Below are 25,657 nucleotides of genomic sequence, written 5' to 3'. Positions count from 1 at the left end.
TCCCCCGACAAGATCGCCAGCGGGTTATGCTCCATCGTAGTGACATTTTGATTATGGATGTAACATCTGCTGATCGGTCGAGGAGCGCGCTAATGCGACTTGGGCACGTGGGCAGATACCTGTATCGGCCGCCGCGGCGATCGCGGCGGGAGCTGTTGATATTGCTGGTCGTACTCGCGGTGTTGCTTCTCGCGCTGGCGACAACCGCCCTGTTGCTGCTCTGACCGGCTGCCCCGGTGCCCACCGAGCCGCGTTCTTGGGGAATCTTGTGGCTACGTTCCGTGATCGCGATCTTTAAGGTTGGCGTGGGTGGGCTCGTCGCGACCGTGCACGCTCGAATCCAGCGTTGATGCTGTGCTACCCGTCCGGGTGACGGGGTCCGAGTGGCCCAGCGAGGCACCCCGCGGCGCGCGGATATCCCGGGTGCTGTGCATTCGGTAGGTGACCAGTGCAACGATGTTCGTATGAAGGCGCGTGTTCTGGTGGTGGACGACGATCCCGCTCTCGCAGAGATGCTCACGATCGTATTGCGTGGTGAAGGCTTCGAAACGGCTGTTGTCTCGGACGGGACGAGGGCGTTGCCAGCGATGCGAGAACTCAAGCCCGACCTGGTGCTGCTCGATCTGATGCTGCCCGGGATGAACGGCATCGACGTGTGCAAAGCGATCCGGGCGGAATCCGGTATTCCGGTCGTCATGCTCACCGCGAAGAGCGACACCGTGGACATCGTGCTCGGCTTGGAGTCCGGCGCGGACGACTACGTGGTCAAACCGTTCAAGCCCAAGGAACTGGTGGCCAGGGTGCGTGCCCGGCTACGCCGGACCGAGTCCGAACCCGCCGAATCGCTGACCATCGGCGACCTCGCCATCGACGTGCCGGGCCACGAGGTAACCAGGGAAGGTGAGCCCATCGCGCTCACCCCGTTGGAGTTCGACCTGCTCGTCGCGCTTGCCCGCAAACCCCGCCAGGTGTTCACCCGCGAGGTGCTGCTCGAACAGGTCTGGGGTTACCGGCACGCCGCGGACACCCGGCTGGTGAACGTGCACGTCCAGCGCCTGCGTTCCAAAGTAGAACGCGACCCGGAGCATCCGGAGGTAGTACTCACCGTACGCGGCGTCGGGTACAAGGCCGGACCGCCGTGACCGGGCCCCGCGAGGCCGTTCGACGGCTGGGAACACGCGGGTCGGCATGAGTAACGTGCTCGCGCGCTCCGGCCGCTTCGCGGTCCGGGTTGCCGGGCGATTCGCCGCCTTCGTCCGGCGGCATTGGGCTGCCGTCGGCCTGGTGTGGCGGCGGTCGGTGCAGTTCCGGGTCACCGTCTCCACCCTCGCGCTGTCCTCCGCGGTGGTGTTCGTGCTCGGCATGCTGCTGCAGAGCCAGATCACCGAACGGCTGGTGGATGCCAAGCGCAACGCGGCGATCGCGCAGACCCGCGACGCCGTGACCACCGCCGAGCGGGAACTCAGCGGCATGGATCCGGGCACCGATTCGATCGACAACCGGCTGCGCAGCACGCTGAACCAGATCACAAGCAGCACCGCGGCCGAGGACACCACCGCGGTATCGGCCGCCGGTGCCTTCGAGCCGGTGCTCGCCGACGCCGGGCCGAACGTGCCCGCGGGGGAGCGTTCCTGGCAGGGACCGTTCGACCAGGTATCCAATGATCTGCACCGGTTCGTCGCCTCCGGGCAGATGACCACCCAGGTGCACACCGTGGGTCCGGAGAACAACAGCAAGACCTACCTGGTCGTCGGCGCCCCGGTCACCAGCACGATGCGCCCGCTTCAGCTGTACCTGCTGTTCCCACTCGCCGGCGAGCAGGCGACCGTCACGGTCGTACAGAACACGCTGCTCGTCGGCGGTCTGGCGTTGCTGCTGCTCCTCGGCGGCATCACCAACCTGGTGACCCGCCAGGTGGTGCAGCCGGTGCGCAAGGCCGCGGCGGCCGCGCAGCGTTTCGCCGACGGTGACCTGGATGAGCGATTGCGCGTGGTCGGTGAGGACGATGTGGCGCGGCTCGGGCAGTCCTACAACGAGATGGCCGAGAGCATTCAGCGGCAGATCCGGCAGCTGGAGGAGTTTGGCCAGTTGCAGCGCCGGTTCACCTCGGACGTTTCGCACGAGTTGCGCACCCCACTGACCACCGTGCGGATGGCGGCCGATGTGCTGCACGCGTCCAGGGAACAGTTCCCCGACGGGTTGGCTCGCTCGACCGAACTGCTGGTGGACGAGTTGGACCGGTTCGAAACGCTGCTCGGGGACCTGCTGGAGATCAGCAGGCTGGACGCGGGTGTCGAGGAGCTCGCCGCGGAGACCACCGATGTGCGGCCGATCGCCGAGCGCGCCGCCGAGCAGGTCAGCGTCATCGCCGGCTCGGCGGGCAGCGAGTTGCTGCTCGAGATGCCGGACGTCGAGGTGAACGCCGAGATCGACGCGCGAAGGGTGGAGCGAATCCTGCGTAACCTGCTCGGCAACGCGGTGGACCACGGCGAGGGGCGTCCGGTGCGGCTGCGGCTCGGCTACAACGAGCACACGATCGCGTTCACGGTGCGCGACTACGGCGTCGGATTGCGTTCGGGTGAAGCCGAGCTGGTGTTCAACCGGTTCTGGCGGGCCGACCCCTCGCGTAACCGGCATACCGGTGGTACCGGCCTCGGGCTGGCGATCAGCGCCGAGGACGCCCGGCTGCATGGCGGCAAACTGGAGGCGTGGGGAGCTCCCGGCGAGGGGGCGTGCTTCCGGTTGGTGCTGCCGCGCGTGGTAGGCGTGGAGATGACGGAAAGCCCACTCGAGTTGCCCCCGGACGGCGCGCGCCCGGCAGACGGCCCCCGGCTGCTCGGCCCTGGTACGAACGGGCAAGTGGTTGCCGGCGAGCTGGTCCCAGAAGGGGTCGAACCAGAAGGGGTCGAACCCGATGGGGGCGAACGCAATGCGGCCGACCCGGATGCGGCCGGATCGGATGAGCTGGCAGCCGAGCAGGACGTGCGGGAGGAGGCTCGATGACTCGGCCGAACCCGAATCGGCCCGTGCGCTGGACCCGTGTCCCTCGGCGGCTGCTGGCCGTGTTGCTCGGTGGCGTGCTGTTCGCCAGCACGGCGTGTTCCACGATTCCGGACGAGTCGCTGCCGCAACCGGTCGGCAACGCCGATTCGGCGGCACGCACCGAACCGGATCCGGTGGACCAACCCAAGGAGGACCTGCCGGCACGGGACATCGTGCGCGGGTTCGTGGAGGCGAGCGGCGCACCGAACAACAACCACGCGGCCGCGCGCGTGTACCTGTCCGAGCGGGCCGGCAGCGAATGGCGCGCGGGCAGCGGGCCGGTGATCATCGAGGACACCTTCAGCACGGTGCCCGCGGTCGACGAGGACCAGCCGAGTGATCCCAACGAGCAGATCATCATGTTGCGCGGGACCAACGTCGGCAAACTTGGCGCCGATGGCGCGTTTACCCCGCGCGTCGGCTCCTACGAGGAACCGGTAACCCTGCGCCGCCAACAGGACGGTCAGTGGCGGATGGTCGACCCGCCCGAGGAGACCGTCACGACGCTGAGCAAGTTCAATTCGAACTACTTCAATATCCGGCTGTACTTCTACGATCCGGATATCAACGTGCTGGTGCCGGACCTGCGCTATGTGATCAGCGAACCCACGGTGGACCGGCCGCGGCGGGTGATCGATCTGCTGCTCGATGGTCCGTCGAACGCGATGAACGGTGCGGTTCGCTCGATGCTCCCGGACGGCGCCACCACGAGCACCACGGTGACCGACAGCCAGGACGGCGCGCTGGTTGTCCCGCTGTCCGGGTTGGGCGAGCTGCCCGAGGAAACCAAGCGATTACTTGCCGCGCAGGTGGTGCTCACCCTGCAGCCGGTGACGCCCAGCCGGATCCGGCTGCTTTCCGATGGTGCGCCGCTTGTCGAGGGCAAGCAGGACTGGCGCCCGGGTGATGTGCAGGTGCCGAGCAGTGCCGCCCCCGCGGCGGATCTGCCGGGCCTCGCGCTCGTCGATCGCCAGCTGACCTCGCTGAGTACCGGCGAGGTGGTTCCTGGGCCGGCAGGCGAGGGCGCGTACCCGATGACCAGTGCCGCGCAGTCGGCCGACGGGAACCGGCTGGCCATCGTGGAACGGGTGGGTAACGGCGCGCGGTTGCGGATCGGGCCGCTCGAAGGGCAGCTGTCCATGGTGGACCTGCGTGCTCGCTCGATGACCAGGCCGACGTGGCGACCCACCCTCGGATCCGGCGAGGCGAGTACCGAGGTGTGGACCGTGGTGGACGGCAAGCAGGTCGTCCGGGCGCGCGAGCAGCCGAACGGCGTATGGGGAACCTCGCTGGTGAACGCCACCGATCTGAACGCGTTCGGGCCGATCACCGAGCTGCGGCTGTCCCCGGACGGCACCAGGGTGGCGGCGGTGGCCGGCGGCAAGTTGGTAGTCGCCGGGGTGGACCGCGATGACCAGGGCGCGGTCAACCTGGGTTCGCCTCGACAGTTGCAGCCGGAGAAGCTGTCGCATGTGGTTGGCGCGGACTGGCTGCGACAGGACACGCTGGTCGCCGCGACCAGTCTGAACAGTATGCCGGTGGTGAAGCTGCCGGTGGATGGGCTTCGTCTGGATACCTTCGATTCGTCCAACCTGACGCCGCCGATGCGCGGCATCACCGCCGCGCCTGGCCGGCCGGTGGTCGCGGTGGACGCGGGCGGGATGTCGATGGCCTCGGATACCGGTGAGGTGTGGCGCCCGCACTCCTACGATATGGGCGCGGAAGCCATCCCGTTCTATCCCGGTTAGTTAGTGTGGCCCATTCGTTCGGCGGACGACGCGGAACCGTCGTGGGTATCGGGCAGCGTGGGGGAATGCCCGATACCCACGTCAACCCGCTGAGCGTCCTGTTCCCACCGCGCTGCGCGGGATGCGGCGCGCCAGGTACCGACTGTTGCGCGGCCTGCGCTGGCCCGTTGCGCTCCGCCCGCCCCGTTTCGCGCGCCGTACTGCCGATCCCCGCGTTCGCGCTCGGCGAGTATCGCGGTGCCACCCGGCGACTCATCCTGGCCTACAAGGAGCGCGGGCGGCGCGACCTCGGCGCGGTGCTCGGCCACCTGCTCGCTCGCGCGTTGCTGAAGCTGCCGGGCCAGCCGCGCGCGCCGGATCGTGCCGAGTTTGGTGCGGCCCAATGGCTGCTGGTGCCCGCGCCGTCCCGGCGCTGCGCGGCGAGGATGCGCGGCGGAGCGCATATGACCAGAGTGGCCGCTGCCTGCGCGGCCGCGCTGACCAGCGCCGGCGTGCCAGCGAGCGCGACCAGGCTGCTCGCGCTCGGTCGCGGCGTGCGAGACGCGGTTGGCCTGGACCGGACCGCGCGGATGGCCAACCTTGCCGGTCGCGTGACCGTCCGCGCGCACTGCCTACGGAACGTCACGCACTCATCAATTCGGATGATATTGCTGGACGACGTGATTACTACGGGTGCCACCGCCGCATCCTGCGCCGCCGCGCTGGCCGCCGAGGGGCTCGCGCCGCGTCTCGTGCTGGCCGTCGCGGCCACCGGTCGGGACGCGACCAGCCGCCGGCCGTGAGCTTGGCGTGAAGCGGAAAACCGCGCGGGGAACCGAAAACCGGCCCGTCCACGTTGGTTGGGTATGAGATCGCTCGTCCGTGGGAAACCCTCGGTGACTTTGTCGCGCGAGCTGCTGTCATGGGCGGATCTCAACCGCGGCGGGAACGGACCGACCGCGGTAGTGACCTTGCGCCGACAGGATGACTACTCACACTTTCGGGTGGACATTTTCGATGATTCCCGTCGGAGCGAGGCCATAATTGGATTGCGCTCAGTAACAAATGCCGGATGTTTAACGTCCCCCGGCTCGGGGGCTGTTGTGAATGGCGTTGCCCGGCTAACGTGCTGCGCTATCAGCGATCCCGGCAGACGGGGAAGGAGGCGAAAAGCCCATGCACCTGGCGCCGGAATTCAGCTAGAGCCCTCGGCCGGAACCCCGGGGCGACTGGAATCCAGCGGGTGGCCGTCAATGTCGCTCAGCTGAGCACTTCGCCAACGCAGACCGGCGAAGTATCCCGGTGCTTTGTTGATCCACAACAACGAGCTCGCAGCAGCGAGGGAGGTCGTGTATGGACATCGTCATCAAGGGTCGGAACGTTGCGGTTCCTGATCATTACCGGACGCACGTTTCCGAGAAAATGGCTCGACTGGAACGCTACGACCGGAAGGTGATCCGGTTCGAAGTCGAGTTGTTCCACGAACCTAACCGACGGCAGGCAAAGAACTGTCAGCGGGTGGAGATCACCGGGAAAGGCAAGGGCGCGCCCATTCGCGCGGAAGCCGCCGCGGGCGATTTCTATGCCGCGCTCGACGCGGCGGTGAGCAAACTGGAGAACCGCCTTCGCCGCATGCATGACCGTCGCAAGGTGCACCACGGCAGGCGAAGCCCGGAATCGGTCGCCGAAGCCACCTCAGTGGCCAACCCGCAGCTGGTCAGCCCGCCAGGAGGCGCGGCGAACGGCCAGGTCGCGGCCGCGCAGACGGCGGTACTCGCCGCACCGGAAAGCCAGCCGCTCGTCGATGACGTCCCCGAGCTGGCCGAGGCAGTGGTGCCCGAGCAACAACGCTGGGACGACGGCTTTGCTGAACGCACCCCGGGCCGGGTGGTTCGCGAGAAGGAACACTCCGCCGGCCCGATGTCGGTTGACCAGGCCCTCTACGAGATGGAGCTGGTCGGTCACGACTTCTATCTCTTCGCTGATGTGGACAGCGGGCGCCCGAGCGTGGTGTACCGCAGAAAGGGATTCGATTACGGCGTGATCCGCCTGACCTGAGTCGAACAGGGAACATCGAACAAGGAACTTGGTAACCGCTGACCCCGGCCGCCGCGCGCGCCGGGGTCAGCGCTGTGTGCGGGGTTCGTACCAGGTTGTTGTCCTCGCCGACCCGCGACGAGCACACTCGTACTTGACGGGTGGTCCGTATGCTCGCAGCGAAGAAGGGTAGGGACTGCCCATCCTGTGCATGCGCAGGTGAGTGAATCCCTACGATGGGTGCAAGGCGTCGCGGGTATGCGTGGCGCACCCGAACAGCGAGTGAGGTCGACGAAGCATGGTGTTGTCCCGGCTGCTCCGCGCGGGCGAGGGAAAGATGGTCAAGCGGCTGCGCCAGATAGCCGCGCACATCAACTCGCTGGAAAAGGACGTGCAAGACCTCACCGACGCTGAGTTGCGCGCCAAAACCGCGGAGCTGCGGTCGAAGTATCAGGACGCGAAGGACTCGGCGAAGGCGCAGACGCTCGACGACATGCTGCCGATGGCCTTCGCGGTCGGCAGGGAAGGGGCCAACCGGGTTCTCGGCCAGCGGCCGTTCGACGTGCAGGTCATGGGGGGCGCTGCGCTGCATTTCGGTCAGGTCGCCGAGATGAAAACCGGTGAGGGCAAGACCCTTACCTCGGTACTGCCGGTCTATCTGAACGCGCTCACCGGCGCCGGCGTGCATGTCGTGACGACGAACGACTACCTGGCCAAACGTGACTCCGAGTGGATGGGACGTGTGCACCGCTTCCTCGGGCTCGAGGTCAGCGCGATCCTGTCCGAGATGTCGCCCGCGCAGCGGCGCGAGGCGTACAAGGCCGACGTCACCTACGGCACCAACAACGAGTTCGGTTTCGACTACCTCCGGGACAACATGGCCTGGAGCCTCGACGACTGCGTGCAGCGCGGGCACAACTTCGCCATCGTCGACGAGGTCGACTCCATCCTCATCGACGAGGCGCGAACCCCGCTGATCATTTCCGGTCCCGCCGACCAGTCCTCCCGCTGGTACACCGAGTTCGCCCGGCTGTCGCCGATGATGAAACGGGACACCCACTACGAGGTGGACGAGCGCAAGCGCACCATCGGTGTCAGCGAGGTGGGCGTGAGCCTGGTCGAGGACCAGCTCGGTATCGAGAATCTGTACGAGGCGGCGAACACCCCACTGGTCGGCTACCTGAACAACGCCATCAAGGCCAAGGAGCTCTACACCAAGGACAAGGAGTACATCGTCCGCAACGGCGAGGTGCTCATCGTGGACGAGTTCACCGGCCGAGTGCTCGCCGGCCGCCGCTTCAACGAGGGTATGCACCAGGCCATCGAGGCCAAGGAAGGCGTGGAGATCAAGGCGGAGAACCAGACGCTCGCCACGATCACTCTGCAGAACTACTTCCGCCTCTACGACAAGCTTGCCGGGATGACCGGTACCGCCGAGACCGAGGCGGCGGAGTTCCACCAGACCTACAAGCTGGGTGTGACGCCCATCCCGACGAACAAGCCGATGATCCGTAAGGACGAGGCCGACCTGATCTACAAGACCGAGGAGGCCAAGTTCTACGCGGTCGCCGAGGACATCGCCGAACGGCACGAGAACGGTCAGCCGGTGCTGGTTGGTACCACCAGCGTGGAACGCTCCGAGTACCTGTCCAAGCTGCTGGTCAAGCGCAACGTTCCGCATGAGGTGCTGAACGCGAAGCACAACCACCGGGAAGCCTCGATCATCGCGCGCGCCGGCCGTAAGGGCGCGGTCACGGTCGCGACGAATATGGCCGGTCGCGGTACCGACGTGGTGCTTGGCGGCAACCCGGACTTCATCGCTGACGAGGTGCTGCGCGAGCGTGGCCTTGATCCGGTGGAGAACCAGGCCGAGTACGAGGAAGCCTGGCCGGAGGCGCTGGAGCAGGTGGCTAAGGAGTCCGAGGCCGAGGCCGAGGAAGTGATCGAGGCTGGCGGGCTCTACGTGCTCGGCACCGAGCGGCACGAGTCACGCCGGATCGACAACCAGCTGCGTGGTCGGTCGGGCCGGCAGGGCAACCCCGGTGAGTCGCGGTTCTACCTCTCGCTCGGCGATGAGCTGATGCGCCGGTTCAACGCGGCCATGGTGGAACGCGTGATGACCACCATGAAGGTGCCGGATGACGTGCCGATCGAGGCGAAGATGGTCTCCAAGGCGATCAAGAGCGCGCAGACCCAGGTCGAGCAGCAGAACTTCGAGATCCGCAAGAACGTGCTGAAGTACGACGAGGTGATGAACCAGCAGCGCAAGGTCGTCTACGCGGAGCGCCGCCGGATCCTCGAGGGCGAGGACCTCAGCACCTACGTGCAGAACATGCTGGACTCCGTCATCGGGGACTACGTCACGGAGGCCACCAAGGAGGGCTACGCCGAGGACTGGGATCACAAGAAGCTGTGGACCGCGCTCGGCCAGCTCTACCCGGTTTCGGTGACCTGGGCTGAACTCGCCGAGGACGATGAGCAGGACCTCACCAGCGAGCGGCTGCACAAGGCGATCCTGGAGGACGCGCACCAGGCCTACACCGCTCGCGAGGCCGAGCTGAACGAGAAGGTCGGCGAGGGCGCGATGCGGGAGCTGGAGCGCCGCGTGGTGCTTTCCGTGCTTGACCGCAAATGGCGCGAGCACCTCTACGAGATGGACTACCTCAAGGAGGGCATCGGCCTGCGGGCGATGGCCCAGCGGGACCCGCTGATCGAGTATCAGCGCGAGGGTTTCGACATGTTCAACGGCATGTTGGACAACCTGAAGGAGGAGGTCGTCGGCTTCCTGTTCAACCTGCAGGTGGAGACCGAGCAGTCGGCCGCGAGCGAGCCGAGCAAGGCGCCGGCCCAACCGGCGGCCACCGGGAACGGGCAGTCGGATCGCGGTCGGCATGCGCGCGATGACGATGACGAACCGGCCGCGGACCAGCAGGCCGTGCCGGCGGCGCTGCGCGGCAAGGGGCTGGACGGCGAGCAGCAGCGCTCGTTGACGTTCAGCGGCCCAGCCGAAGGCGGCGGGGTGTCCTCCCGGGGTAACGGCAACGGCGACTCGGACGGCGAGGGCCAGAGTGGCACCCGCAGGGAGCGCCGCGCGGCCCAGCGGGCACAGGCAAAGAAGAACAAGAAGGGCGCCAAGCGCTGACCCGCCGTGCCACTCCGTGGTCGCGTTCTTGAGGGTTAGCGAGGTTTTAGAGGACGGTGAGCACGGTGCAGCGCCATTGGCCGTGCCACCATTCGAGCCGGATGGCGATGGCTAGCGTGCGCTGGGGTAGCCGCCCCGGCGCGGCGAAGACATGCATGGTGGCGGCCGCCTCGACGAGCTGCGCGTTCGGCTGACACCAGTGCACTCGGCCGCCGCGGTAGCGGCGCCCGCGCAACGCCTCGCGCCGAGCTCTGTAGCGGAGTTCGTGCAGCGCGTCCGCGGGTAGTACGGCGGCAAGCTGGCTGGCTGGCCGCCGCTGGTTGAGCACCTCGCGGTAGGTGGTCAGCAGTGCCCGCAGCACCCGCGGCGGTTCCGAGTCGGCCGTGGGCGCACGCGGGTCCCAGTGTTCCGGCGTTTCGGACGGCCGCGCGTGCCGCCGGCAGGCCGCCCGCTGGGCCGGTACCCAGCCTGGCAGGTAGCTGGGGACCGGTCGCAGCCGGATCCGTGCCGGCTGGCCGGTTTCCTGGTGCTCGGCCACAGCGGATTCCCCCTCGGATCGTTCGGCAGCACAACTGGTACTCGCCGAGGAGGTGTCCCGGCAAATCAACCGAATACGGGCAAAATCACCAGTAAGGGTGTGGCTGCCCGATTCGCCCGTGATGAGCCCGCCGCGCGGCTATCGGGGAATCGGTAAGCCCAGCTGGCGATGGGCACGCCACTCGGGCGGACTCGCCGCACCACGAGCGCAAACGGCACCTTCACCGCGGAATGGTCCGGAGCGAGTGGCGCACTGGTTACCCAGCAGGCTACCCGGCAAGCGAGCGCCGAACCAGTTCGAAACACAGCACGGCTGCCGCGCTGGCCACATTCAGCGATTCGACCTCGCCCGGCATCGGGATCGCCACCTGGTCGGCCACCAGCCTGGCCACCTCGACCGACACCCCCGACGTCTCCCCACCAAGCACGTAGCCGGCCCGCTCCGGCAGTTCACCGTCGAACAGCCCGCGCGCCCCATCGGAGCCGAGCGCGAACAGCGGATACCCTGCCGCGCGCAGCTCCTCGGCCGCCTCGGCCGCCGTGCCACAGCGCAGCACCGGGGCCCGGAACGCCACCCCGGCAGAGGCCTTCACCACCAGCGGGTCGAGCGCGGCCACCCCTTTACGGGGCACCACGATCCCGCCGATCCCCGCCGCCGTCGCGGTCCGCAGGATCATGCCCACGTTCGCCGGCGTGGTGATCCCGTCCAGCAGCAGGATCACCTTCGGCGCGGCCTTCGACCGCAGCGCGGCGGCCAGCGGGCGCATCCGTGGCGCCACCACATCGGCGAGTACGCCCTGGTCCTGCTTCCCGTTGCCGGCGAGCACCTTCACCCGGTGCGCGCTCACCCGGTTCACCGGCACGCCCTTCACCCGCGCGGCCTGGATGATCTCGCGCGGTCCCGCGCCCCGCATGCCTTCGGCCAGCAGCACCTTGTCCACCGTGAGCGTCGGATCAGCGAGCGCCTCGAGTACCGGTTTGCGGCCATACACGGTGAGAAACCGGTCCTTGGGCGAGGGTTGCTCGGTGGCTGCGGGCATACCAGGCAGCATCGCACGGCCGAGCTGACGCGCCGCCGGGTGTGTCAGTATTCGCGTATGCCGGAACGCCTGTCGGCGCTGGACGCGTCGTTTCTGTACCTCGAGGGCGAGGCGACGCCGATGCACGTCGGCGGGGTCGCGGTGTTCACGCGCCCACGTGCCGGGTTCGACTACGAGTGGTTGCTCGCGCTGTTCAGCCAGCGGCTCGCTTTCCTGCCGCGATACCGGCAGCGGGTGATCCCGGTACCAGGTGGCTTGGCGCGACCCGTGTGGGTGGACGACACCGAGTTCGACCTCAGCTACCACGTGCGGCGCTCCGCGCTGCCCGCGCCAGGCAGCGATGAGCAGCTGTTTGAGCTGGTAGCCAGGCTGATGTCGCGGCCGCTGGATCGCCAGCGGCCACTGTGGGAGGCCTATATCGTCGAGGGGCTCGCCGACGACCGGTTCGCCCTCATCACCAAAACCCACCAGGCCGTCGTGGATGGCATCAGCACCATCGAGATCGGTCAGCTGATCATGGATACCCAGCCGGAACCGCGCGAACACCAGGACGAAGGGTGGATTCCGCGCCGCGAGCCAACCCGCCCGCAGCTGGTACTGGACGCGGTCACCGAGGCGATCCGGCAGCCGAGTGAGCTGGTGGACAACGTGCGGTTGGCGGCCAAGGACGCGGCGAGTACGGCGAGCAAGGTCGTCGGTGCTGTCGGCGAACTGACGACCGCGCTGCGCACCGCGATCGCCCCGCCGACGGTGAGCCCGCTGAACGCGCCGGTGTCCAAGCAGCGCAGGTACGCGGGCGCCCAGGCCAGGCTCGCGGACCTGCGGGCGGTGCGGCTGCGACATGGCGGCACGGTCAACGATGTGGTGCTCGCCGCGATCAGTGGCGCGCTGCGCGAATGGCTGTTGTCCCGCGGCGCAACGGTTTCGGCTTCGACGACGGTGCGCGCCCTTGCGCCGATGGCGGTGCGCGACCCGGACACCGGCGCGTTCTTCTCGGGTCTGGTCGGCAACGAGGTCGCCGCGTATCTGGTGGATCTACCGGTGGGTGAGCCGAATCCGGTGCTGCGGCTGCGGCACGTCAGCCATGCGATGTCCGGGCATATCGACTCCGGCAGGTCGGTTGCCGCCAGCGCGCTGTCCACAGTGAGTGGATTCGCGCCGGCCACGCTGCATTCGCTTGGCGCGCGAGCCGCGAGCGCGCTGAGCAGTCGGATCTTCAACCTGGTGGTCACCAACTCGCCCGGGCCGCAGCACCCGCTCTACGCCGGGCAGGCGCAGCTGGCGGAGATGTACCCGGTGATCCCACTTGCGCATAACCAAGCGTTGGCGATCGGCGTCTCCTCCTATGACGGCGGTATCTATTTTGGATTCAACGCCGATCGCGATGCGGTGTCTGATGTGGCCAATCTGGCTAGGATGGTGGAAGAGTCCGTGGACGAATTGAGGGATACCGCGCGGTGAGGGTCTACATTCCAGCGACGATCGCGATGTTGCGTCAGCTACTCGACAACGGCGAGCTGCGTGCGTTGAGCGGTACCGCTTTCGCACTCACCCCCGCGCTGCGCGAGTCGTATACGACCGGTTCGGCCGAGGAACTGGAGTACGCGGCGTTGCTCGAAGCGGCGCGCGCCTCGTTGCGCTTGCTGGGGGCGGACGACGCCGAACCGGCGCGGCGAGTCGTGGTCAGTGCCGATGTGCCGGATGCCAAGCCGCGCCCCGATCTGGACCATGCGGTGGTCCGGCTGCCCGGGCCGGTCGCGCTGAGCATGATCGCCGCGCTGCACGTGGATACCCCGGATGCGGAGGATCACGTGCGGGCCGCCGCGAAGGTGGTGGACGCGGCCGACCTCGGCGACCCGGACGCGGAGTTCACCCTTGGCGATGCCGAGGATCACGAGCTGTCCTGGTACGCCACCCAGGAGCTGCCGTTCCTGCTCGAACTGCTCTAGCGTCGCGCGGGTCAGCGATCGGCGTGCTCGTCCAGGCCGGCGCGGGACGCGAGGAGCCGGCGCAACGAGGTCAGCCGGCCCGCTGTCGCCCCGCCGGTGCCGGCGAGCTCGTCCAGCGCGCAGTCCGGATCGGCCGGTTCGCCGAGATGCCCGCAGCCGGAGGGACATTCCTCGGCGGCTTCGGCGAATTCCGGGAAGGCCGAGACGATATCGTCCGGCGTCACGTGCGCGAGCCCGAACGAGCGGATACCGGGGGTGTCGATCACCCATCCCCCCGCTGGCAGTGGCAACGCGACGGCGGCGACCGAGGTGTGCCGTCCCTTGCCGACCGCGCTGACCTCTCCGGTGGCCAGCACCGCATCCGGCACCAGCCGATTGACCAAAGTGGACTTTCCAACGCCGGAATGCCCGACGAGCGCGGTAACCCTGCCGGCGAGCTCGCCTGCCAGCGAGGCCGGTTCCTGGTCGAACCGGGTGATCTCGATCGGTAGTTCGAGTTCGGCGTACCTGGCGATCAGCTCCTCGGCGTCGGCCAGGTCGGATTTGGTGAAGCACAACACCGGTTCGAGGCCACCGGCATAGGCAGCGACCAGGCAACGGTCCACGAAGCCGGTGCGTGGCGGCGGATCGGCCAGCGCGGTGACGATCAGCAGCCGTTCCGCGTTCGCCACCACGACGCGCTCGTAGGGGTCATCATCGTCGGCGGTGCGCCGCAGCACGCTCGTCCGTGGGTGCACGCGCACGATCCTGGCCAGCGAGTCCGGTCGGCCGCTGGTATCGCCGACCAGATCGACCTGATCGCCAACCACGATCGGCGTCCGGCCGAGCTCGCGTGCACGCATCGCGATCACCTCGCGACCGTGCGTCGCTTCGAGTGCGCAGGTCCATCGCCCCCGGTCCACCCCGGTCACCATGGCCGACACCGCGTCCGAGTGCTCGGGTCGACGCTTGCTGCGCGGTCGCGAGCCCTTACCGGGCCGCACCCGTACATCGCTCTCGTCGAGCTTGCGCCAATCCCTGCGGCTCACCGGATAGTCTCGTCCCTCTGTCGCGCGGCGTGTTCGGATCCATCGTTGCATGGATCTCCGCGAAACCAGTGCGCCATTGGCGCGCACCCGTATTGTCGGCTTCGCTCGCCGTTGTCGGACGGGCATGCCACGATGCATGTACAGGGAGGTGGTTGCCGTGTGTGGACGGTATGCGGTCACCAAGAATCCGGCCAAGCTCGTCGAGGAGTTCGGCGCGACGGACGCGACCGAGGGCCAGGCGCCGAAGCCGAACCACAACGTGGCGCCGACGAAAACGGTGCCGACCGTGGTGCAGCGGCATCCACGGAACGACGATGGCGAACCAGACCAGCAGCGCACCGAACGCACCCTGCGGCTGATGCGCTGGGGGCTCGTACCGTTCTGGGCAAAGGATTCGGCCGGCGGCGCTCGCATGATCAACGCCCGGTCGGAGACGGCGTCGAGCAAACCGGCGTTTCGCGCGGCGATGAAGAAACGGCGTTGCCTGATTCCCGCGGACGGCTGGTTCGAATGGCGCAGGGATCCCGAAGGCAAGCAGCCGTTCTATATGACCGATCCAAGCGGAGCCAGCCTCGCGTTCGCCGGTCTCTGGGAGACCTGGCGGGCCAAGGACGCCGAACCAGACACCCCTCCGCTGGTGACCTGCACGGTGCTCACCACGGCCGCGATCGGTCAGCTGACCGAGGTGCACGACCGGATGCCGCTGCTGATGCAGCCGGACAACTGGGCACGCTGGCTGGACCCAGACGTGGCCGATGCCACGGATCTCCTTGAACCGCCCGGCCTGGACGTGGTGGACGGCCTGGAGCTGCGCCCGGTGTCCAGCGCGGTGAACAGCGTCCGGAACAACGGGCCCGAACTGCTCGACCGGGTCGAGCCGGCTGTCGACCTCGGCGCGGTCGGTGGTGACTCGCCGACCCTGTTCGACGCGGGCGGCGAAGCGCGGGTCAGCGAGACCTCGGGAACCCGGGCGCGATGACCACCGTGGAGATCGAGACGCCGCACGGCACCGCTCGTGCCGAGCTGCACTGTGCCCCCGAAGGCAAGGCGGCGTTGCTGCTCGGACACGGCGCGGGCGGCGGGATCGGCGCGACCGATCTGGTGGCCGCGGCGCGCGGTGCCAGCGAGGCTGGTGTGCACGTGGCGCTGGTCGAACAGCCATACCGGGTTGCCGGCCGGCGGGCACCGGCTCCCGCGAAGCAACTGGACGCCAGCTGGCTCGCCGTCGTCGAGGAGCTGAGCGAGCACTGGTTCGACGGGGTGCCGGTCGTCTTCGGCGGCCGATCCTCTGGCGCGCGGGTGGCGTGCCGCACCGCGGCCGACGGTGGCGCGGTCGCCGTGCTCTGCCTGGCCTTCCCGTTGCACCCGCCGGGCAAGCCGGAGAAAACCCGGCTGCCCGAACTGGAGGCCGTCCCGGTGCCCACGTTGATCGTGCAGGGGGAAGCCGATCCGTTCGGCCAGCCTGAGGCCGCCCGCAAACGTGAGGTGGTTTACCTGCGGGGCACCCATGCACTGGACCGCGAACCGGACGCGATCTCCCGCGCCGTCGCCGACTGGTTGGGCAGGGAACTTCGGCCCCTGGGCCAATAGGGCTGGGCCAGTAGAACCTTCGCGGGAATGTTTCGCCGGGGCTTCGCGTTGTGCCGGACGTGCCACAGCTAACCACCCCGCGGTCGCGCGCGAGTCGCCGAGTGTCCCCGCCAAGCACGGGTCCAGCCAAGTCCGGACCCGCCGCTGCCCAGGGGCCGACGCACTGCCGACCGGGCACGCACCGCGTATCCTCGAAAGCGGCTCACACGATCGCCGGAACGGGTCAGCAGGGGACCGACCGTGCCGGCGTACGGCTTGAAGGGGATGTGTTGCCGAGCACACACCGGCCGGCGGAGGGGCGGGAGCCCGGCGAATCCGGCCGCACGGAACAGGCCCAGTCAACTGGACAAGCGCAGTTGGCTGAACAGGCGACAGCGGAACCGAAGGAGAGGGTCGAGTCGCACACCACAACCGCATCGACCACGGACACCGTTACCGAGAACACCCGGCCCGACGTTGCAGAGACCGCGGCGGAACGCACCGAGCGGTTCGAACGCGATGCGATGCCGTTGCTCGACCAGCTGTACTCTGCCGCGATGCGGATGACGCGCAATCCCGCGGACGCCGAGGACCTGGTGCAGGAGACCTACCTCAAGGCCTATGGCGCGTTTCACTCCTTCACCAGGGGGACGAACCTGAAGGCGTGGCTGTACCGGATCCTCACCAACACCTACATCAACTCCTACCGGAAGAAGCAGCGGCAGCCGCGGCAGGAGCCGACCGAGGAGATCACCGACTGGCAGATCGCCCAGGCCGAAAGCCACACCTCGAGCGGGCTGCGTTCGGCCGAGGTCGAAGCGATGGACCGGCTGCCGGACACGGACGTCAAGGAAGCGCTTCAGCAGCTGCCGGAGGATTTCCGGCTGGCGGTGTACCTCGCCGACGTTGAGGGTTTCCCGTACAAGGAGATCGCCGACATCATGGAGACGCCGATCGGCACCGTGATGTCCCGGCTGCACCGGGGCCGCAGGCAGCTGCGGGACCTGCTGACCGGGGTCGCTTCCGAGCGTGGCTTCCTGCGTGGCAAACAGCAGGAGGTGGCGAATTCATGAGCTGCGGAAAGCCCCATGAGACGCCTTGCTCCGAGGTGCTGGCCGAGGTCTGGCTGTTGCTCGACGACGAATGCAACCAGCCGCGCCGTTCGACCTTGCAGCATCATCTGGATGAGTGCGAGCCGTGCCTCGAGCAGTACGGCATCCATGAACATCTGAAGCTGCTGCTGGCGCGCAAATGCGGTGGGGAGCATGCGCCGGACGAGTTCAAGGATCGACTGCGCGCGACGATCCGACAGACCGTGATCGAGTACCGGGCGAGTACCGCGCAGGATGGCCCGACCGCGCAGCACGGTTGAGCAGCCCGCCGAACCGAAATGGCCCCGGTCCCGTCCTGGTGGACGAGCCGGGGCCTTTCGCGTCTGGTCAGCTGTTCGGGCGCTTACCGTGGTTTGCGCCCCGCTTGCGCCGGTCGCGACGCTTCCGCGCTCGCTTCGCCATGGAATCTCCTCACGTCTTCAAGTGTGACAGCGTTCTTTAAGGTTAATGTTGCCGGAGACGTTCATCTGAGCTGGATTGGGGTACCGGGCGCGCCGTGACCACGCTTTCTGACCTACTCGCCGAGCACACCCAGCTCTCCGGTAAACAGGTGCAGCACCTGCAGACCGTGGTAGCCGAGTGGCAGTTACTCGCCGATCTGTCCTTCGCGGACTTCCTGATGTGGGTACGCGACGACGAGGACGACGACTACGTGTGCGTGGCGCAGGCCCGGCCGACCACCGCGACGACCGTACACGCCGAGGATTCGGTGGGCCGCAGGGTCAGCGCCGCGGAACATCCGCAGCTTTACCGCGCGTACCGGGAAACGCGGATCTGCCGGGAGGAGGACCCGCACTGGCACCAGGACACCCCGATGCGCCGCGAGTCCATCCCCGTCGTGCTCGCCGGAACGGTGATCGCCGTGCTGTCCAGGGAAACGAACCTCGCCACCGCCAGGGTGCCGAGCCCGTTGGAGATCGCCTATCTGGGCAGCGCCGCGGATCTCTGCCAGATGATCACCGACGGCAGTTTCCCCGTTCCCGCCCCGAGCACCGACGTGCACACCAGCCCCAGGGTCGGCGACGGGTTCATCCGGCTGGACCCGACCGGCGCGGTGGCCTTCGCGAGCCCGAACGCGCTGTCCGCCTATCATCGGATGGGGCTGGCCGCCGATCTCGGGAGTGAACGGCTCGCGCCACTGACCCGGTCGCTGATCGCGGATCCGTTTGACGCCACGGAAGTGGCGCACTGCATTCTCGGTGCGCTGGAGGGTACGCCGGGGGCGCGGATCGAGGCCGAGTCGCGGCGTGGCGCTTCGGCGCTGTTTCGTGCGCTCCCGCTGCGCCCGAAGGGCAAGGCGGCCGGTGCGCTCGTTCTGGTGCGCGATGTGACCGAGGTGAAACGGCGGGACCGGGCGCTGCTTTCCAAGGACGCCACCATCCGCGAGATCCATCACCGGGTGAAGAACAACTTGCAGACCGTGGCCGCGTTGCTGCGGCTACAGTTCCGCCGCACGGCGAGCCCGGACGCGAAGGAAGCTCTTGGCGAATCGGTGCGCAGGGTCGCGTCCATCGCGATGGTGCACGAGGCACTGTCGATTTCGGTGGACGAGCGGGTGGATCTGGACGAGTTACTCGGCAAGGTGTTGCCGATGGTCGGCGAGATGAGTGGTTCGGAGAACCAGGTGCGGCTGGCCACCGAGGGAAGCTTCGGGGTGGTCTCCGCCGCGTTGGCAACGCCACTGGTGATGGTGCTCACCGAACTGGTGCAGAACGCCCACCAACACGCCTATTCGGACGGTGGCGATGGCCATGTCTCGCTGCGCGCGGAGCGTTCCGCGAAGTGGTTGGACGTGGTGATCTCGGACGACGGCAAGGGACTGCCACCGGGATTTTCCTTGGAGCGCACCGAGGGGCTTGGTCTGCAGATCGTGCGCACCCTGGTCGATTCGGAGTTGCGCGGCTCGCTGTCGCTGCGCCCGCGGAGTCCACAAGGGACTGAGGCGGAGCTGCGGGTGCCGCTCAACCCGCGTCGCTGAACGGCTTTGCTCGCGAAGCGCGGTAACTCAGCACACAGATTTCAGGGCCGGCACCAGAATTCGGTGCCGGCCCTGAAATGTTCTCGGGTATCTAGTTGTCAGACGTTGCTGCGCGTCCGCAGCGCCACGTTGCGCCGCTTCAACGCGCGACGCTCATCTTCACTCATACCGCCCCATACGCCGGAGTCCTGCCCGCTGCTCAGCGCCCAGGAAAGGCAGTCGGAAGCAACGGTGCAGCGGTGGCAGACGGCTTTCGCTTCGGCAACCTGCAAGAGCGCAGGACCGCTAGTCCCCACGGGGAAGAACAGCTCAGGGTCCTCGTCACGGCAGGCTGCGCGATCGCGCCAGTCCATTGTTTGGTGCTCCTCTAAGTGCTTCGGCGCGGCTCATCGCGCCGTCATCGATACATGCGGTCTTTGGGGTGCTTGTGAATACTTTCACGAACAGCGTGAATGTCAAGGGTCTATCCAGCGAGGTGGGTGAACTCACCCGAACGATCTACGTCTATTGACCAGCGCTTTCGGACAGCTACTAAGCCAATCGTCGTAGCCGGGGTGGATCACGCAACCACGCGGAGCGCGCGCGGAGTACAGCTGAACTCCACGGCCGTGCGCTGCCCCAGCAAGTCGCCGTCCACCTGCAAGTTTACCGGTTGTGTCGCCGTTATGCTCAGTTTTTCCAGATTGTCTTCGCGAATGAGGCGTCGACCACGCTGTTTGCCGTTCTTGCGGAGTGCCTGCACCAGGTGTTTGACCACGGTTGGCAAGGAAAGACTACGCAGAGCGAACACTCCGAGTCCCCCGTTCAGGGAACAACCGGGGTTGAGGTGCAGCGGACGGCTGCCGAGATAACTCCACGGGTCGGTATTCGACAGGAACACCGTGCGGATTCCGTCGATCGGTTCCTGGCCGGGCATCGTCAGGGTGAGCTCCGCGCGCCCGTGCGGCGGGCGCAGATAGGCGGCGACGGCCTTGCGCGCGTAGAGCCCGGGGCTGGCCTGCTTGCTGCGTTTGCGCTCGACTCCGGCCACCACATCGGCATCCCAGCCGAGGCCGGCGTTGAAGGTGAACCAGCGGTCAGCTGCCCTGCCGAGCGCGACATCGCGCGCGCGGCCTTCGGCGAGCGCGCCGAGCAGCTGGTGGGTCGCCTCCACCGGGTCGCGCGGGATCCCGATGGCACGCGCGAACACATTGGCCGAGCCGCCCGGCACTACCCCGAGCATCGGCGCCCGAGCACCGTGTGGCGCGCTGCGTAGGCCGTTCACCACTTCGTTGACCGTGCCGTCCCCGCCATGCGCGACGACCAGGTCCACGTTCTCCAGTGCCGCTCGTGCGGCCGCGTCCATGGCGTGCCCACGGTAATCGGTCTCCACCACTTCCAGCTTCAGCTCGCTGGACAGCGCATAGGCCAGAATGTCCCGGCCAGCCGGAGTGGTCGCAGTGGCTTGTGGGTTCACCACCAGCACCGCCCGCCTTACCGCAGCTCGCGTTACCGCAGAGTAGGTCACCCCTCTACGGTGCCATGCCGAACGCTTGTACGGGTATGACGCGTGCCGCTTCTGGCTTGCTCGCTAACCGCCGATCGCGCTCCCTTCATCAGACACTGCCGGATGCTGCCGCTGGCCGTGACGAGTGCACCCCGGACGACCGCCCGATCTCATCGACGACAAGACTGATCCTCCGGCATAGCCGGCGACACACAACCGGCCGACCGGGTGGCATACGATCGGGACGATTCACGCTCGGTGCGCAACCGCGAAAGTCAAGAGTTCCCGCCGGGTCGGTCCTCGCACCAGAAAGGTCATTGCTCGCGTGCTCAAGGTGGATGACGCCCCTCGTACGGTGCGACTGGCCGGGGCTCTGGTCAGTTTGCAGGGGCTTGCTGGGCTGGTTTTCGTGATCGCGCTGCTGGTCGGCGGGGTGAGTGGGCCGGGGACCAACGTCTACGGCGAAGCCGGTTACTTCGCGGTGCTCACCGCTGGCGTGCTGGCCTGCGGCATCGGTCTGCTGCTCGGTAAGCGGGGCGCGCGCTCGCCAACGGTCGTCGTGCAGATCCTGCTTGGCGGCGTCGCCTGGTACGCGACCGGGCCGTCCGGTCAGCCGGAGTACGGCCTTCCGCTTGCGGCGTTCTGCGGGGTCGTGCTGTACCTGGTGTTCAACGCCGCTGGCCGAGCCTGGTCGTTGGGCATCACTGAGGGAGAGATGAGCGAAGACCAGTAGGCAGCTCCGGCGGCGGGGACTTCGGGCGATGTTGCTCGGCCCCGTCCACCCTCCAGTGCCACCGGCCGGCCAGTTCCAGTGCGGCCATGCGTAGCGAGATCACCCCGATGCGTACGGAGAAGGCCAGGTCGGGCCCGTCGCGGTCGAGCCAGGCGATGGTCTCTTTCCGCCAGCGGTCGATCTCCTCGGCGGTGCTTTTGCGCGCCATCGCGATACCTCCGATTGAGTAACTCGATTCGTATTGCGTGAACACGGTGAGCCTTTACTTTGTGTATAGCAATGGCCACAGAACGTTTACGTGAGGTAGGTTTGTCGCATGCCTGTAAACACGGGTATCTCGCCGCGAGCGCGGGCCCTGTCCGCCGCGCTCCGCACCGCCAGAGAGCGCAGTTCGCTGACCCAGCGCGATGTCGCGAGCAAGCTCGACGTGCAGTACACGACCATCTCGCATTGGGAGACCGGGCGTCGCGCGCCGAACACCGAGGACGTGGCTTCGCTGCTTGCCGTGCTCGGGGTGCGCAACGAGGAGCGGGAGCGGATTCTGGAGCTGGCCAGGCGGGCCTCGGAATCCGATTGGCTGGTGGCCGGGGTGCGGGGCGCGACGCAGCAGCTCGCGGGCGTGATGGAGTGCGAGCGCACCGCGAACGCGATCACCGACTGGTCGCCGTGGTTGGTGCCGGGCTTGTTGCAGACCACGGACTACGCGCGTGCGGTGATTGGCGCTGGAATCACCGATTACGGCGCGGTGGAGGGCAAACTGACGCTGCGGTTGGCGCGGCGGGACGTGCTGTCCCGGGTCCGGTTCACCGCGCTACTCGGCGAACCCGCGCTGCGCCAGGTGATCGGCGGTCCCCAGGTGATGGTCGAGCAGTTGCGCAGCCTCACCAGGCCAGCGGCGAACGTGACCGTGCGGATCGTGCCGATCGGCACCGGCTGGCATCCGGGCTTGGCGGGGCCGTTCATCATCTACGAGTTCCCGGATGCCGACACCATCGTCCACTTGGAACACCATCGGTCCGGAGCCTTCGTCTACAACGACGAGGATGTCGCGGAGTACGGGCAGGCGGCTCGGGTGGTGGGCGAGGAAGCGTTGAGTCCGGCGGATTCCGCCGAGTTCATTCGGTCGGTACTAGCGAAATTGGAGAAAGGGTAATGGCGGAGACGTATCGGTGGCGTAAGTCCAGTTACAGCGCGAACCATCAAGAGTGTGTCGAGATTGGACTGGGGGTCGCGGATATCGGCGTGCGGGACACCAAGAACCGGTCTGGCGGGCAGCTGCGGCTGAGCCGCCCCGCCTGGATCGCGTTCCTGAGGGATATCGCGATGCGCTAGGGAATGCGCACGGCGGGTGGTGTGTTGTACCAGCACATGGCAGAAAACACGGCAGAACTCAGCCCGGTGGACTGGGTACAGGACCAGACAAAGCGGATTCTCGAAACCGGCACCACCGAAGGCATCCAGGTGCTCGGTTCGCCGATCGTGCTACTGACGCTGCGCGGCGCGAAATCCGGCAAACTGCGCTACACCCCGGTGATGCGGGTGGAACACGATGGCCGGTACGCGGTGGTTGCCTCCAAGGGTGGCACCCCGGAGAACCCGAGCTGGTATCACAACATCAAGGCGCACCCCGAGTTCGCGCTGCAGGACGGCACCGTCACCAAGGACTACGTGGCACGTGAGGTAGCCGGCGAGGAACGCGCGCAATGGTGGGACCGTGCCGTCGCGGCCTACCCGTCCTATGCCGAGTACCAGGAGAAGACCGACCGGGAGATCCCGGTTTTCGTCCTCGAGCCGAAGTAGTTGGGGTGGCCGGCGAGGCTTCGGCCATCGCCGGCCTGCTCCGGATCAGGGCAGTGCGGGGGCGATGCTCCCAGCGAGGGTAGACAGTGCGTCGCCGCTGAGCCGATAGAGCAGCGTTTCCTCGGCCGGCGCGGCCCCGAGTGCGTCGTACACGTTGATCGCCGGGGTGTTCCACTCCAGTACCGACCACTCCATGCGCTGGTAACCATTGCGCACGCATTCCTCGGCCAGCGTAGCCAGCAGTGCCTTGCCCAACCCGCTACCGCGATGATCATCGCGTACGTACAGATCCTCGAGATATACCCCGTGCGTCCCCGTCCAGGTCGAGAAGTTCAGGAACCACAGCGCCATTCCGGCGACCTGATCATCCGCCACCGCGACGAACCCGAACAGGGCTGGCTTCGGGCCAAACAACGCGGCGTTCAACTGCTCCACGGTCAGCTGACATTTATGCGCCGCGCCCTGGTAATCGGCGAGTGCGTGTACGAGTTCGACCACGGCGGGCACGTCATCCGGGCGCGCCGGACGGATACGGGAATCGGGCATGCGAGCATCCTGTCACACCGCCGGATGCCGTACGCTACTCGTGAGTAACTACGGCTTGGAGGTGCCCGAATGACCACCACCCGCACGTTGGCCATGTGGCAGCGGTTGACGTCGCTGCCGTTCGGCCGGCGACTGTTCTCGGCCGCGGTATGCCTGCGCGCGCCCTATTTCGGCTCCGTGTTGCCCACGGTCACCGAGCTGCGGCCGGGGTACTGCGCGGTGCGGGCAGCAAAGTGGTGGGGCGTGCACAACCACATCGGCACCTTTCACGCGATCGCCGCCTGCAATCTCGCGGAGCTCGCGATGGGCATGCTTGCCGAGGCGACCGTGCCCAGCACGCATCGTTGGCTGCCCAAGGGCATGCGGGTGTCCTATGTGGCCAAGGCGAAAACCCGGCTGCGTGCCTTCGCCGAGCTGGATGAGATCCCCGAGTTCGACGAGCCAGCCGAACTGGTTGTCCCGGTGCGGTTGCTGGATACCGCGGACAACGTGGTGGTTCGCGCCGAGATCACCATCTGGGTCACGCCCAAGAAGCGCTGACCGCGCTTCAGAAGTTGTGCGCGCGATGTACGGACAGCTCGATCAGCTGCTCGTAGGTCATCGCGGGGCCGGTGAGCTCATGCGCGTGTTCCGGGCGAAGCGCGTCCATCATGATGGCGCAGAAGCGCCGCCAGGCAGCTGGCGCGGCCTCGCGGGTCTCCCACATCACATGCGTGATGCCGAGCCCGTACAACGCCACATCGCCAGGGGTGAAGTCAGCGCGAATCGAACCTTCCCGCTGGCCCTTGCTGAGCAGTTCGATCACCTTCGGCCGGAGTCGCTGTTTGGCTTCGGCGCTGGCGGTGCCTGCCGGTAGTTGGGTGATGACCAGGTCGCGGGACGAGATGTCGTCCGCGAGTTGTTCGTTTGACCGGATGAAGTACCAGGCGAGGCCTTCCATCGCGTTGGGCAGCGCCAGAGCTTCCTCGACCATGGTGCTGCGCTCCTCCAACGTGCGCAGGTAGAGCGCGTCGATCAGATCTGCCCGGGTGGGGAAGTGTCGGTAGAGCGTGCCGATGCCGACGCCGGCTCGTTTCGCGATGGTCTCCAGCGAGGCCCGGAAACCCACCGCGGAGAATTCGGCTTTGGCTGCCAGCAACAGCGCCTGCCGGTTGCGGCTGGCCAGATTGCGGGTGGCCCGGTGTTCTCGGTTGTTCGCCCGCTCGGTGGAGCGGGTGGTGCCAGCGGACGGTTGTTTACGCAGTTGCCAACGTTGTTTGGCGCGCCGCATCAGTACCTGGCGTAGCTGCTCGTCGTTCATGGGTGGGGTGTCGAGCGCGGGCGCACTGGTCGCTCGGCATGCGTCCATGATCAGCTGAGCAAATCTCCGGTGGGTGTTCGGCGCGATAGCGTTGGTCTGCGCCACGACGTGCCGATGCGCGAGCGTGCACAGGGCGACGTCGGGAATCGTCAAGCCGGCGCGAAAGTAGCCGGCGTCCCGGCATCTCCTGAGGTAGGTAGCCATTAGCTGGTGGAGGCGTTTCTTGGCTGCTTCGACCCGGACGGCCGTTGGCATCGGCGTAAACAGCAGGTCACCATTGACCTGATTGTCAGTCAATCGATCGAGACTGTTCGCAAAAAACCAACTGAAGTCTTCCTTCCGGCCCGTCCCACACAGGGAGCGCTCGAGCAGGTCGACTTCGGCCTCCATAGCCGGGAGATAGACCTCGTCGAACAGCGCGCCACGGTCGGGGAAGTGCCGGCGCAGGGTGGCTGTGCCGACGCCCGCGCTGCGGGCAATGCGCTCGTCGCTGATCCACAGCCCGTGCTTGGCGAACTCGGCGCGTGCGGCCGTCAGTAATGCGTCGCGGTTGCGCCGCGCATCGGTACGCAAACCTTTGGGCGCTCCACTGACCTGCATATTCGAAAGGTAACCCGCGTGCGGGATTTCG

General features: G+C 67.2%; 28 protein-coding genes. 19 read left to right on the top strand and 9 right to left on the bottom strand.

All coding sequences use genetic code 11. The features are described from left to right. The first annotated feature begins 92 nt into the window (after positions 1–92). From EV191_RS30840 to secA, 7 genes are all read left to right on the top strand, one after another. Positions 93–224 carry a hypothetical protein gene (locus EV191_RS30840; RefSeq protein WP_279388445.1) on the top strand — a complete coding sequence of 44 codons (132 nt, stop codon included), beginning with the start codon at positions 93–95 and terminating at the stop codon, positions 222–224. Positions 225–464: 240 nt separating this feature from the next. Further along, the gene (mtrA, locus tag EV191_RS19355; RefSeq protein ID WP_132878535.1) at positions 465–1,142 is read left to right on the top strand and encodes an MtrAB system response regulator MtrA; all 678 of its coding nucleotides are present in this window, start codon (positions 465–467) and stop codon (positions 1,140–1,142) included. A 46-nt stretch (positions 1,143–1,188) separates the two neighbouring features. After that, positions 1,189–3,003 (top strand): MtrAB system histidine kinase MtrB, encoded by a 1,815-nt coding sequence (gene mtrB, locus EV191_RS19350; protein WP_132878534.1) that lies wholly within the window; start codon positions 1,189–1,191, stop codon positions 3,001–3,003. Further along, complete coding sequence (locus tag EV191_RS19345; RefSeq protein ID WP_132878533.1) at positions 3,000–4,790, top strand: LpqB family beta-propeller domain-containing protein; 1,791 nt, start codon at positions 3,000–3,002, stop codon at positions 4,788–4,790. Before mtrB ends, EV191_RS19345 begins: the two co-directional genes overlap by 4 nt. 65 nt (positions 4,791–4,855) lie before the next feature. Next, a complete protein-coding gene (locus EV191_RS19340; RefSeq protein WP_132878532.1) occupies positions 4,856–5,572 on the top strand; it encodes a ComF family protein in 717 nt (238 codons plus the stop codon). 550 nt (positions 5,573–6,122) lie between these two features. Continuing rightward, a complete protein-coding gene (hpf, locus tag EV191_RS19335; RefSeq protein ID WP_132878531.1) occupies positions 6,123–6,827 on the top strand; it encodes a ribosome hibernation-promoting factor, HPF/YfiA family in 705 nt (234 codons plus the stop codon). Positions 6,828–7,104: 277 nt separating this feature from the next. Next, positions 7,105–9,948, top strand: coding sequence for a preprotein translocase subunit SecA (secA, locus tag EV191_RS19330; protein WP_132878530.1), 2,844 nt, complete (start codon positions 7,105–7,107; stop codon positions 9,946–9,948). Between the two features lie 46 nt (positions 9,949–9,994). Here secA and EV191_RS19325 read toward each other — a convergent pair whose 3' ends face one another. Then, entirely contained in the window at positions 9,995–10,486 is a 492-nt protein-coding gene (locus tag EV191_RS19325) for an Rv3235 family protein (RefSeq protein WP_132878529.1), read from the bottom strand. Between the two features lie 268 nt (positions 10,487–10,754). Beyond that, positions 10,755–11,525 (bottom strand): TrmH family RNA methyltransferase, encoded by a 771-nt coding sequence (locus tag EV191_RS19320; RefSeq protein ID WP_132878528.1) that lies wholly within the window; start codon positions 11,523–11,525, stop codon positions 10,755–10,757. Positions 11,526–11,582: 57 nt separating this feature from the next. Between EV191_RS19320 and EV191_RS19315 the strand changes: the two genes are divergently transcribed. Further along, positions 11,583–12,986, top strand: a complete 1,404-nt coding sequence (locus EV191_RS19315; protein WP_132878527.1) for a WS/DGAT/MGAT family O-acyltransferase — start codon at positions 11,583–11,585, stop codon at positions 12,984–12,986. Beyond that, positions 12,983–13,474 carry a DUF6912 family protein gene (locus EV191_RS19310; protein ID WP_132878526.1) on the top strand — a complete coding sequence of 164 codons (492 nt, stop codon included), beginning with the start codon at positions 12,983–12,985 and terminating at the stop codon, positions 13,472–13,474. Before EV191_RS19315 ends, EV191_RS19310 begins: the two co-directional genes overlap by 4 nt. An 11-nt stretch (positions 13,475–13,485) precedes the next feature. On the opposite strand, the gene rsgA is transcribed toward EV191_RS19310, so the two are convergent. Then, positions 13,486–14,502: a ribosome small subunit-dependent GTPase A gene (gene rsgA / locus EV191_RS19305; protein WP_132878525.1), complete on the bottom strand. Its 1,017-nt coding sequence runs from the start codon at positions 14,500–14,502 to the stop codon at positions 13,486–13,488. 157 nt (positions 14,503–14,659) lie between these two features. Here rsgA and EV191_RS19300 point away from each other — a divergent pair, with 157 nt between their 5' ends. The 4 genes from EV191_RS19300 (at position 14,660) to rsrA (ending at position 17,443) form a co-directional block, all read left to right on the top strand. Then, positions 14,660–15,481, top strand: a complete 822-nt coding sequence (locus tag EV191_RS19300) for an SOS response-associated peptidase (RefSeq protein ID WP_132878524.1) — start codon at positions 14,660–14,662, stop codon at positions 15,479–15,481. Then, positions 15,478–16,092, top strand: a complete 615-nt coding sequence (locus EV191_RS19295; RefSeq protein WP_132878523.1) for an alpha/beta hydrolase family protein — start codon at positions 15,478–15,480, stop codon at positions 16,090–16,092. Before EV191_RS19300 ends, EV191_RS19295 begins: the two co-directional genes overlap by 4 nt. A gap of 269 nt (positions 16,093–16,361) precedes the next feature. Next, positions 16,362–17,144: a sigma-70 family RNA polymerase sigma factor gene (locus EV191_RS19290; protein WP_243659067.1), complete on the top strand. Its 783-nt coding sequence runs from the start codon at positions 16,362–16,364 to the stop codon at positions 17,142–17,144. After that, positions 17,141–17,443: a mycothiol system anti-sigma-R factor gene (gene rsrA, locus EV191_RS19285; RefSeq protein ID WP_132878522.1), complete on the top strand. Its 303-nt coding sequence runs from the start codon at positions 17,141–17,143 to the stop codon at positions 17,441–17,443. Before EV191_RS19290 ends, rsrA begins: the two co-directional genes overlap by 4 nt. Before the next feature lie 67 nt (positions 17,444–17,510). Here the strand turns inward: rsrA and EV191_RS30980 are convergent, their stop codons facing one another. Then, positions 17,511–17,585, bottom strand: a complete 75-nt coding sequence (locus EV191_RS30980) for a 50S ribosomal protein bL37 (RefSeq protein ID WP_424565486.1) — start codon at positions 17,583–17,585, stop codon at positions 17,511–17,513. A 94-nt stretch (positions 17,586–17,679) separates the two neighbouring features. Here EV191_RS30980 and EV191_RS19280 point away from each other — a divergent pair, with 94 nt between their 5' ends. Continuing rightward, entirely contained in the window at positions 17,680–19,161 is a 1,482-nt protein-coding gene (locus tag EV191_RS19280) for a sensor histidine kinase (RefSeq protein ID WP_132878521.1), read from the top strand. A 98-nt stretch (positions 19,162–19,259) separates the two neighbouring features. Here the strand turns inward: EV191_RS19280 and EV191_RS19275 are convergent, their stop codons facing one another. Next, the gene (locus EV191_RS19275) at positions 19,260–19,514 is read right to left on the bottom strand and encodes a WhiB family transcriptional regulator (RefSeq protein ID WP_132878520.1); all 255 of its coding nucleotides are present in this window, start codon (positions 19,512–19,514) and stop codon (positions 19,260–19,262) included. A gap of 206 nt (positions 19,515–19,720) precedes the next feature. Next, the gene (locus tag EV191_RS19270; protein WP_132878519.1) at positions 19,721–20,668 is read right to left on the bottom strand and encodes a diacylglycerol/lipid kinase family protein; all 948 of its coding nucleotides are present in this window, start codon (positions 20,666–20,668) and stop codon (positions 19,721–19,723) included. Positions 20,669–20,981: 313 nt separating this feature from the next. On the opposite strand from EV191_RS19270, the gene EV191_RS19265 reads away from it, so the two are divergent. Continuing rightward, a complete protein-coding gene (locus EV191_RS19265; protein ID WP_243659066.1) occupies positions 20,982–21,380 on the top strand; it encodes a hypothetical protein in 399 nt (132 codons plus the stop codon). Here the strand turns inward: EV191_RS19265 and EV191_RS19260 are convergent. After that, a complete protein-coding gene (locus EV191_RS19260) occupies positions 21,349–21,588 on the bottom strand; it encodes a hypothetical protein (RefSeq protein WP_132878517.1) in 240 nt (79 codons plus the stop codon). The genes EV191_RS19265 and EV191_RS19260 overlap by 32 nt on opposite strands. Positions 21,589–21,696: 108 nt before the next feature. Here EV191_RS19260 and EV191_RS19255 point away from each other — a divergent pair, with 108 nt between their 5' ends. The 3 genes from EV191_RS19255 to EV191_RS19245 are packed head-to-tail and all read left to right on the top strand — an operon-like array spanning position 21,697 to position 23,180. Continuing rightward, positions 21,697–22,533 (top strand): helix-turn-helix domain-containing protein, encoded by an 837-nt coding sequence (locus EV191_RS19255; RefSeq protein WP_132878516.1) that lies wholly within the window; start codon positions 21,697–21,699, stop codon positions 22,531–22,533. Beyond that, positions 22,533–22,712 (top strand): DUF397 domain-containing protein, encoded by a 180-nt coding sequence (locus EV191_RS19250; protein WP_132878515.1) that lies wholly within the window; start codon positions 22,533–22,535, stop codon positions 22,710–22,712. Before EV191_RS19255 ends, EV191_RS19250 begins: the two co-directional genes overlap by 1 nt. A gap of 36 nt (positions 22,713–22,748) precedes the next feature. Continuing rightward, positions 22,749–23,180 carry a nitroreductase family deazaflavin-dependent oxidoreductase gene (locus EV191_RS19245; RefSeq protein ID WP_132878514.1) on the top strand — a complete coding sequence of 144 codons (432 nt, stop codon included), beginning with the start codon at positions 22,749–22,751 and terminating at the stop codon, positions 23,178–23,180. 45 nt (positions 23,181–23,225) lie between these two features. Here the strand turns inward: EV191_RS19245 and EV191_RS19240 are convergent, their stop codons facing one another. Continuing rightward, positions 23,226–23,726: a GNAT family N-acetyltransferase gene (locus EV191_RS19240; RefSeq protein ID WP_132878513.1), complete on the bottom strand. Its 501-nt coding sequence runs from the start codon at positions 23,724–23,726 to the stop codon at positions 23,226–23,228. A gap of 69 nt (positions 23,727–23,795) precedes the next feature. Between EV191_RS19240 and EV191_RS19235 the strand changes: the two genes are divergently transcribed. Next, positions 23,796–24,266, top strand: a complete 471-nt coding sequence (locus tag EV191_RS19235; RefSeq protein WP_132878512.1) for a hotdog fold domain-containing protein — start codon at positions 23,796–23,798, stop codon at positions 24,264–24,266. Between the two features lie 7 nt (positions 24,267–24,273). Here EV191_RS19235 and EV191_RS19230 read toward each other — a convergent pair whose 3' ends face one another. Continuing rightward, positions 24,274–25,626 carry a TetR/AcrR family transcriptional regulator gene (locus EV191_RS19230; protein WP_132878511.1) on the bottom strand — a complete coding sequence of 451 codons (1,353 nt, stop codon included), beginning with the start codon at positions 25,624–25,626 and terminating at the stop codon, positions 24,274–24,276. Positions 25,627–25,657 lie beyond the last annotated feature (31 nt).

Origin of the sequence: Tamaricihabitans halophyticus (genome assembly GCF_004340875.1) — a bacterium.
Lineage (GTDB): Bacteria > Actinomycetota > Actinomycetes > Mycobacteriales > Pseudonocardiaceae > Tamaricihabitans > Tamaricihabitans halophyticus.
Note: the sequence above shows the minus strand (reverse complement) of the source record. Positions and strands in the feature narration are given on the sequence as shown.

What these genes read in the sequence shown, in the direction of transcription:
- mtrB (WP_132878534.1), top strand. Translation starts at nt 1,189, where the DNA reads ATGAGTAACGTGCTCGCGCGCTCCGGCCGCTTCGCGGTCCGGGTTGCC.
- EV191_RS19345 (WP_132878533.1), top strand. Translation starts at nt 3,000, where the DNA reads ATGACTCGGCCGAACCCGAATCGGCCCGTGCGCTGGACCCGTGTCCCT.
- EV191_RS19255 (WP_132878516.1), top strand. Translation starts at nt 21,697, where the DNA reads ATGCCTGTAAACACGGGTATCTCGCCGCGAGCGCGGGCCCTGTCCGCC.
- EV191_RS19275 (WP_132878520.1), bottom strand. Translation starts at nt 19,514, where the DNA reads ATGGACTGGCGCGATCGCGCAGCCTGCCGTGACGAGGACCCTGAGCTG.
- rsrA (WP_132878522.1), top strand. Translation starts at nt 17,141, where the DNA reads ATGAGCTGCGGAAAGCCCCATGAGACGCCTTGCTCCGAGGTGCTGGCC.
- secA (WP_132878530.1), top strand. Translation starts at nt 7,105, where the DNA reads ATGGTGTTGTCCCGGCTGCTCCGCGCGGGCGAGGGAAAGATGGTCAAG.
- EV191_RS19240 (WP_132878513.1), bottom strand. Translation starts at nt 23,726, where the DNA reads ATGCCCGATTCCCGTATCCGTCCGGCGCGCCCGGATGACGTGCCCGCC.
- EV191_RS19245 (WP_132878514.1), top strand. Translation starts at nt 22,749, where the DNA reads ATGGCAGAAAACACGGCAGAACTCAGCCCGGTGGACTGGGTACAGGAC.
- EV191_RS19315 (WP_132878527.1), top strand. Translation starts at nt 11,583, where the DNA reads ATGCCGGAACGCCTGTCGGCGCTGGACGCGTCGTTTCTGTACCTCGAG.
- EV191_RS19230 (WP_132878511.1), bottom strand. Translation starts at nt 25,626, where the DNA reads ATGCAGGTCAGTGGAGCGCCCAAAGGTTTGCGTACCGATGCGCGGCGC.
- EV191_RS19235 (WP_132878512.1), top strand. Translation starts at nt 23,796, where the DNA reads ATGACCACCACCCGCACGTTGGCCATGTGGCAGCGGTTGACGTCGCTG.
- EV191_RS19250 (WP_132878515.1), top strand. Translation starts at nt 22,533, where the DNA reads ATGGCGGAGACGTATCGGTGGCGTAAGTCCAGTTACAGCGCGAACCAT.
- mtrA (WP_132878535.1), top strand. Translation starts at nt 465, where the DNA reads ATGAAGGCGCGTGTTCTGGTGGTGGACGACGATCCCGCTCTCGCAGAG.
- EV191_RS19260 (WP_132878517.1), bottom strand. Translation starts at nt 21,588, where the DNA reads ATGGCGCGCAAAAGCACCGCCGAGGAGATCGACCGCTGGCGGAAAGAG.
- EV191_RS19320 (WP_132878528.1), bottom strand. Translation starts at nt 11,525, where the DNA reads ATGCCCGCAGCCACCGAGCAACCCTCGCCCAAGGACCGGTTTCTCACC.
- EV191_RS19295 (WP_132878523.1), top strand. Translation starts at nt 15,478, where the DNA reads ATGACCACCGTGGAGATCGAGACGCCGCACGGCACCGCTCGTGCCGAG.
- hpf (WP_132878531.1), top strand. Translation starts at nt 6,123, where the DNA reads ATGGACATCGTCATCAAGGGTCGGAACGTTGCGGTTCCTGATCATTAC.
- EV191_RS19340 (WP_132878532.1), top strand. Translation starts at nt 4,856, where the DNA reads ATGCCCGATACCCACGTCAACCCGCTGAGCGTCCTGTTCCCACCGCGC.
- EV191_RS30840 (WP_279388445.1), top strand. Translation starts at nt 93, where the DNA reads ATGCGACTTGGGCACGTGGGCAGATACCTGTATCGGCCGCCGCGGCGA.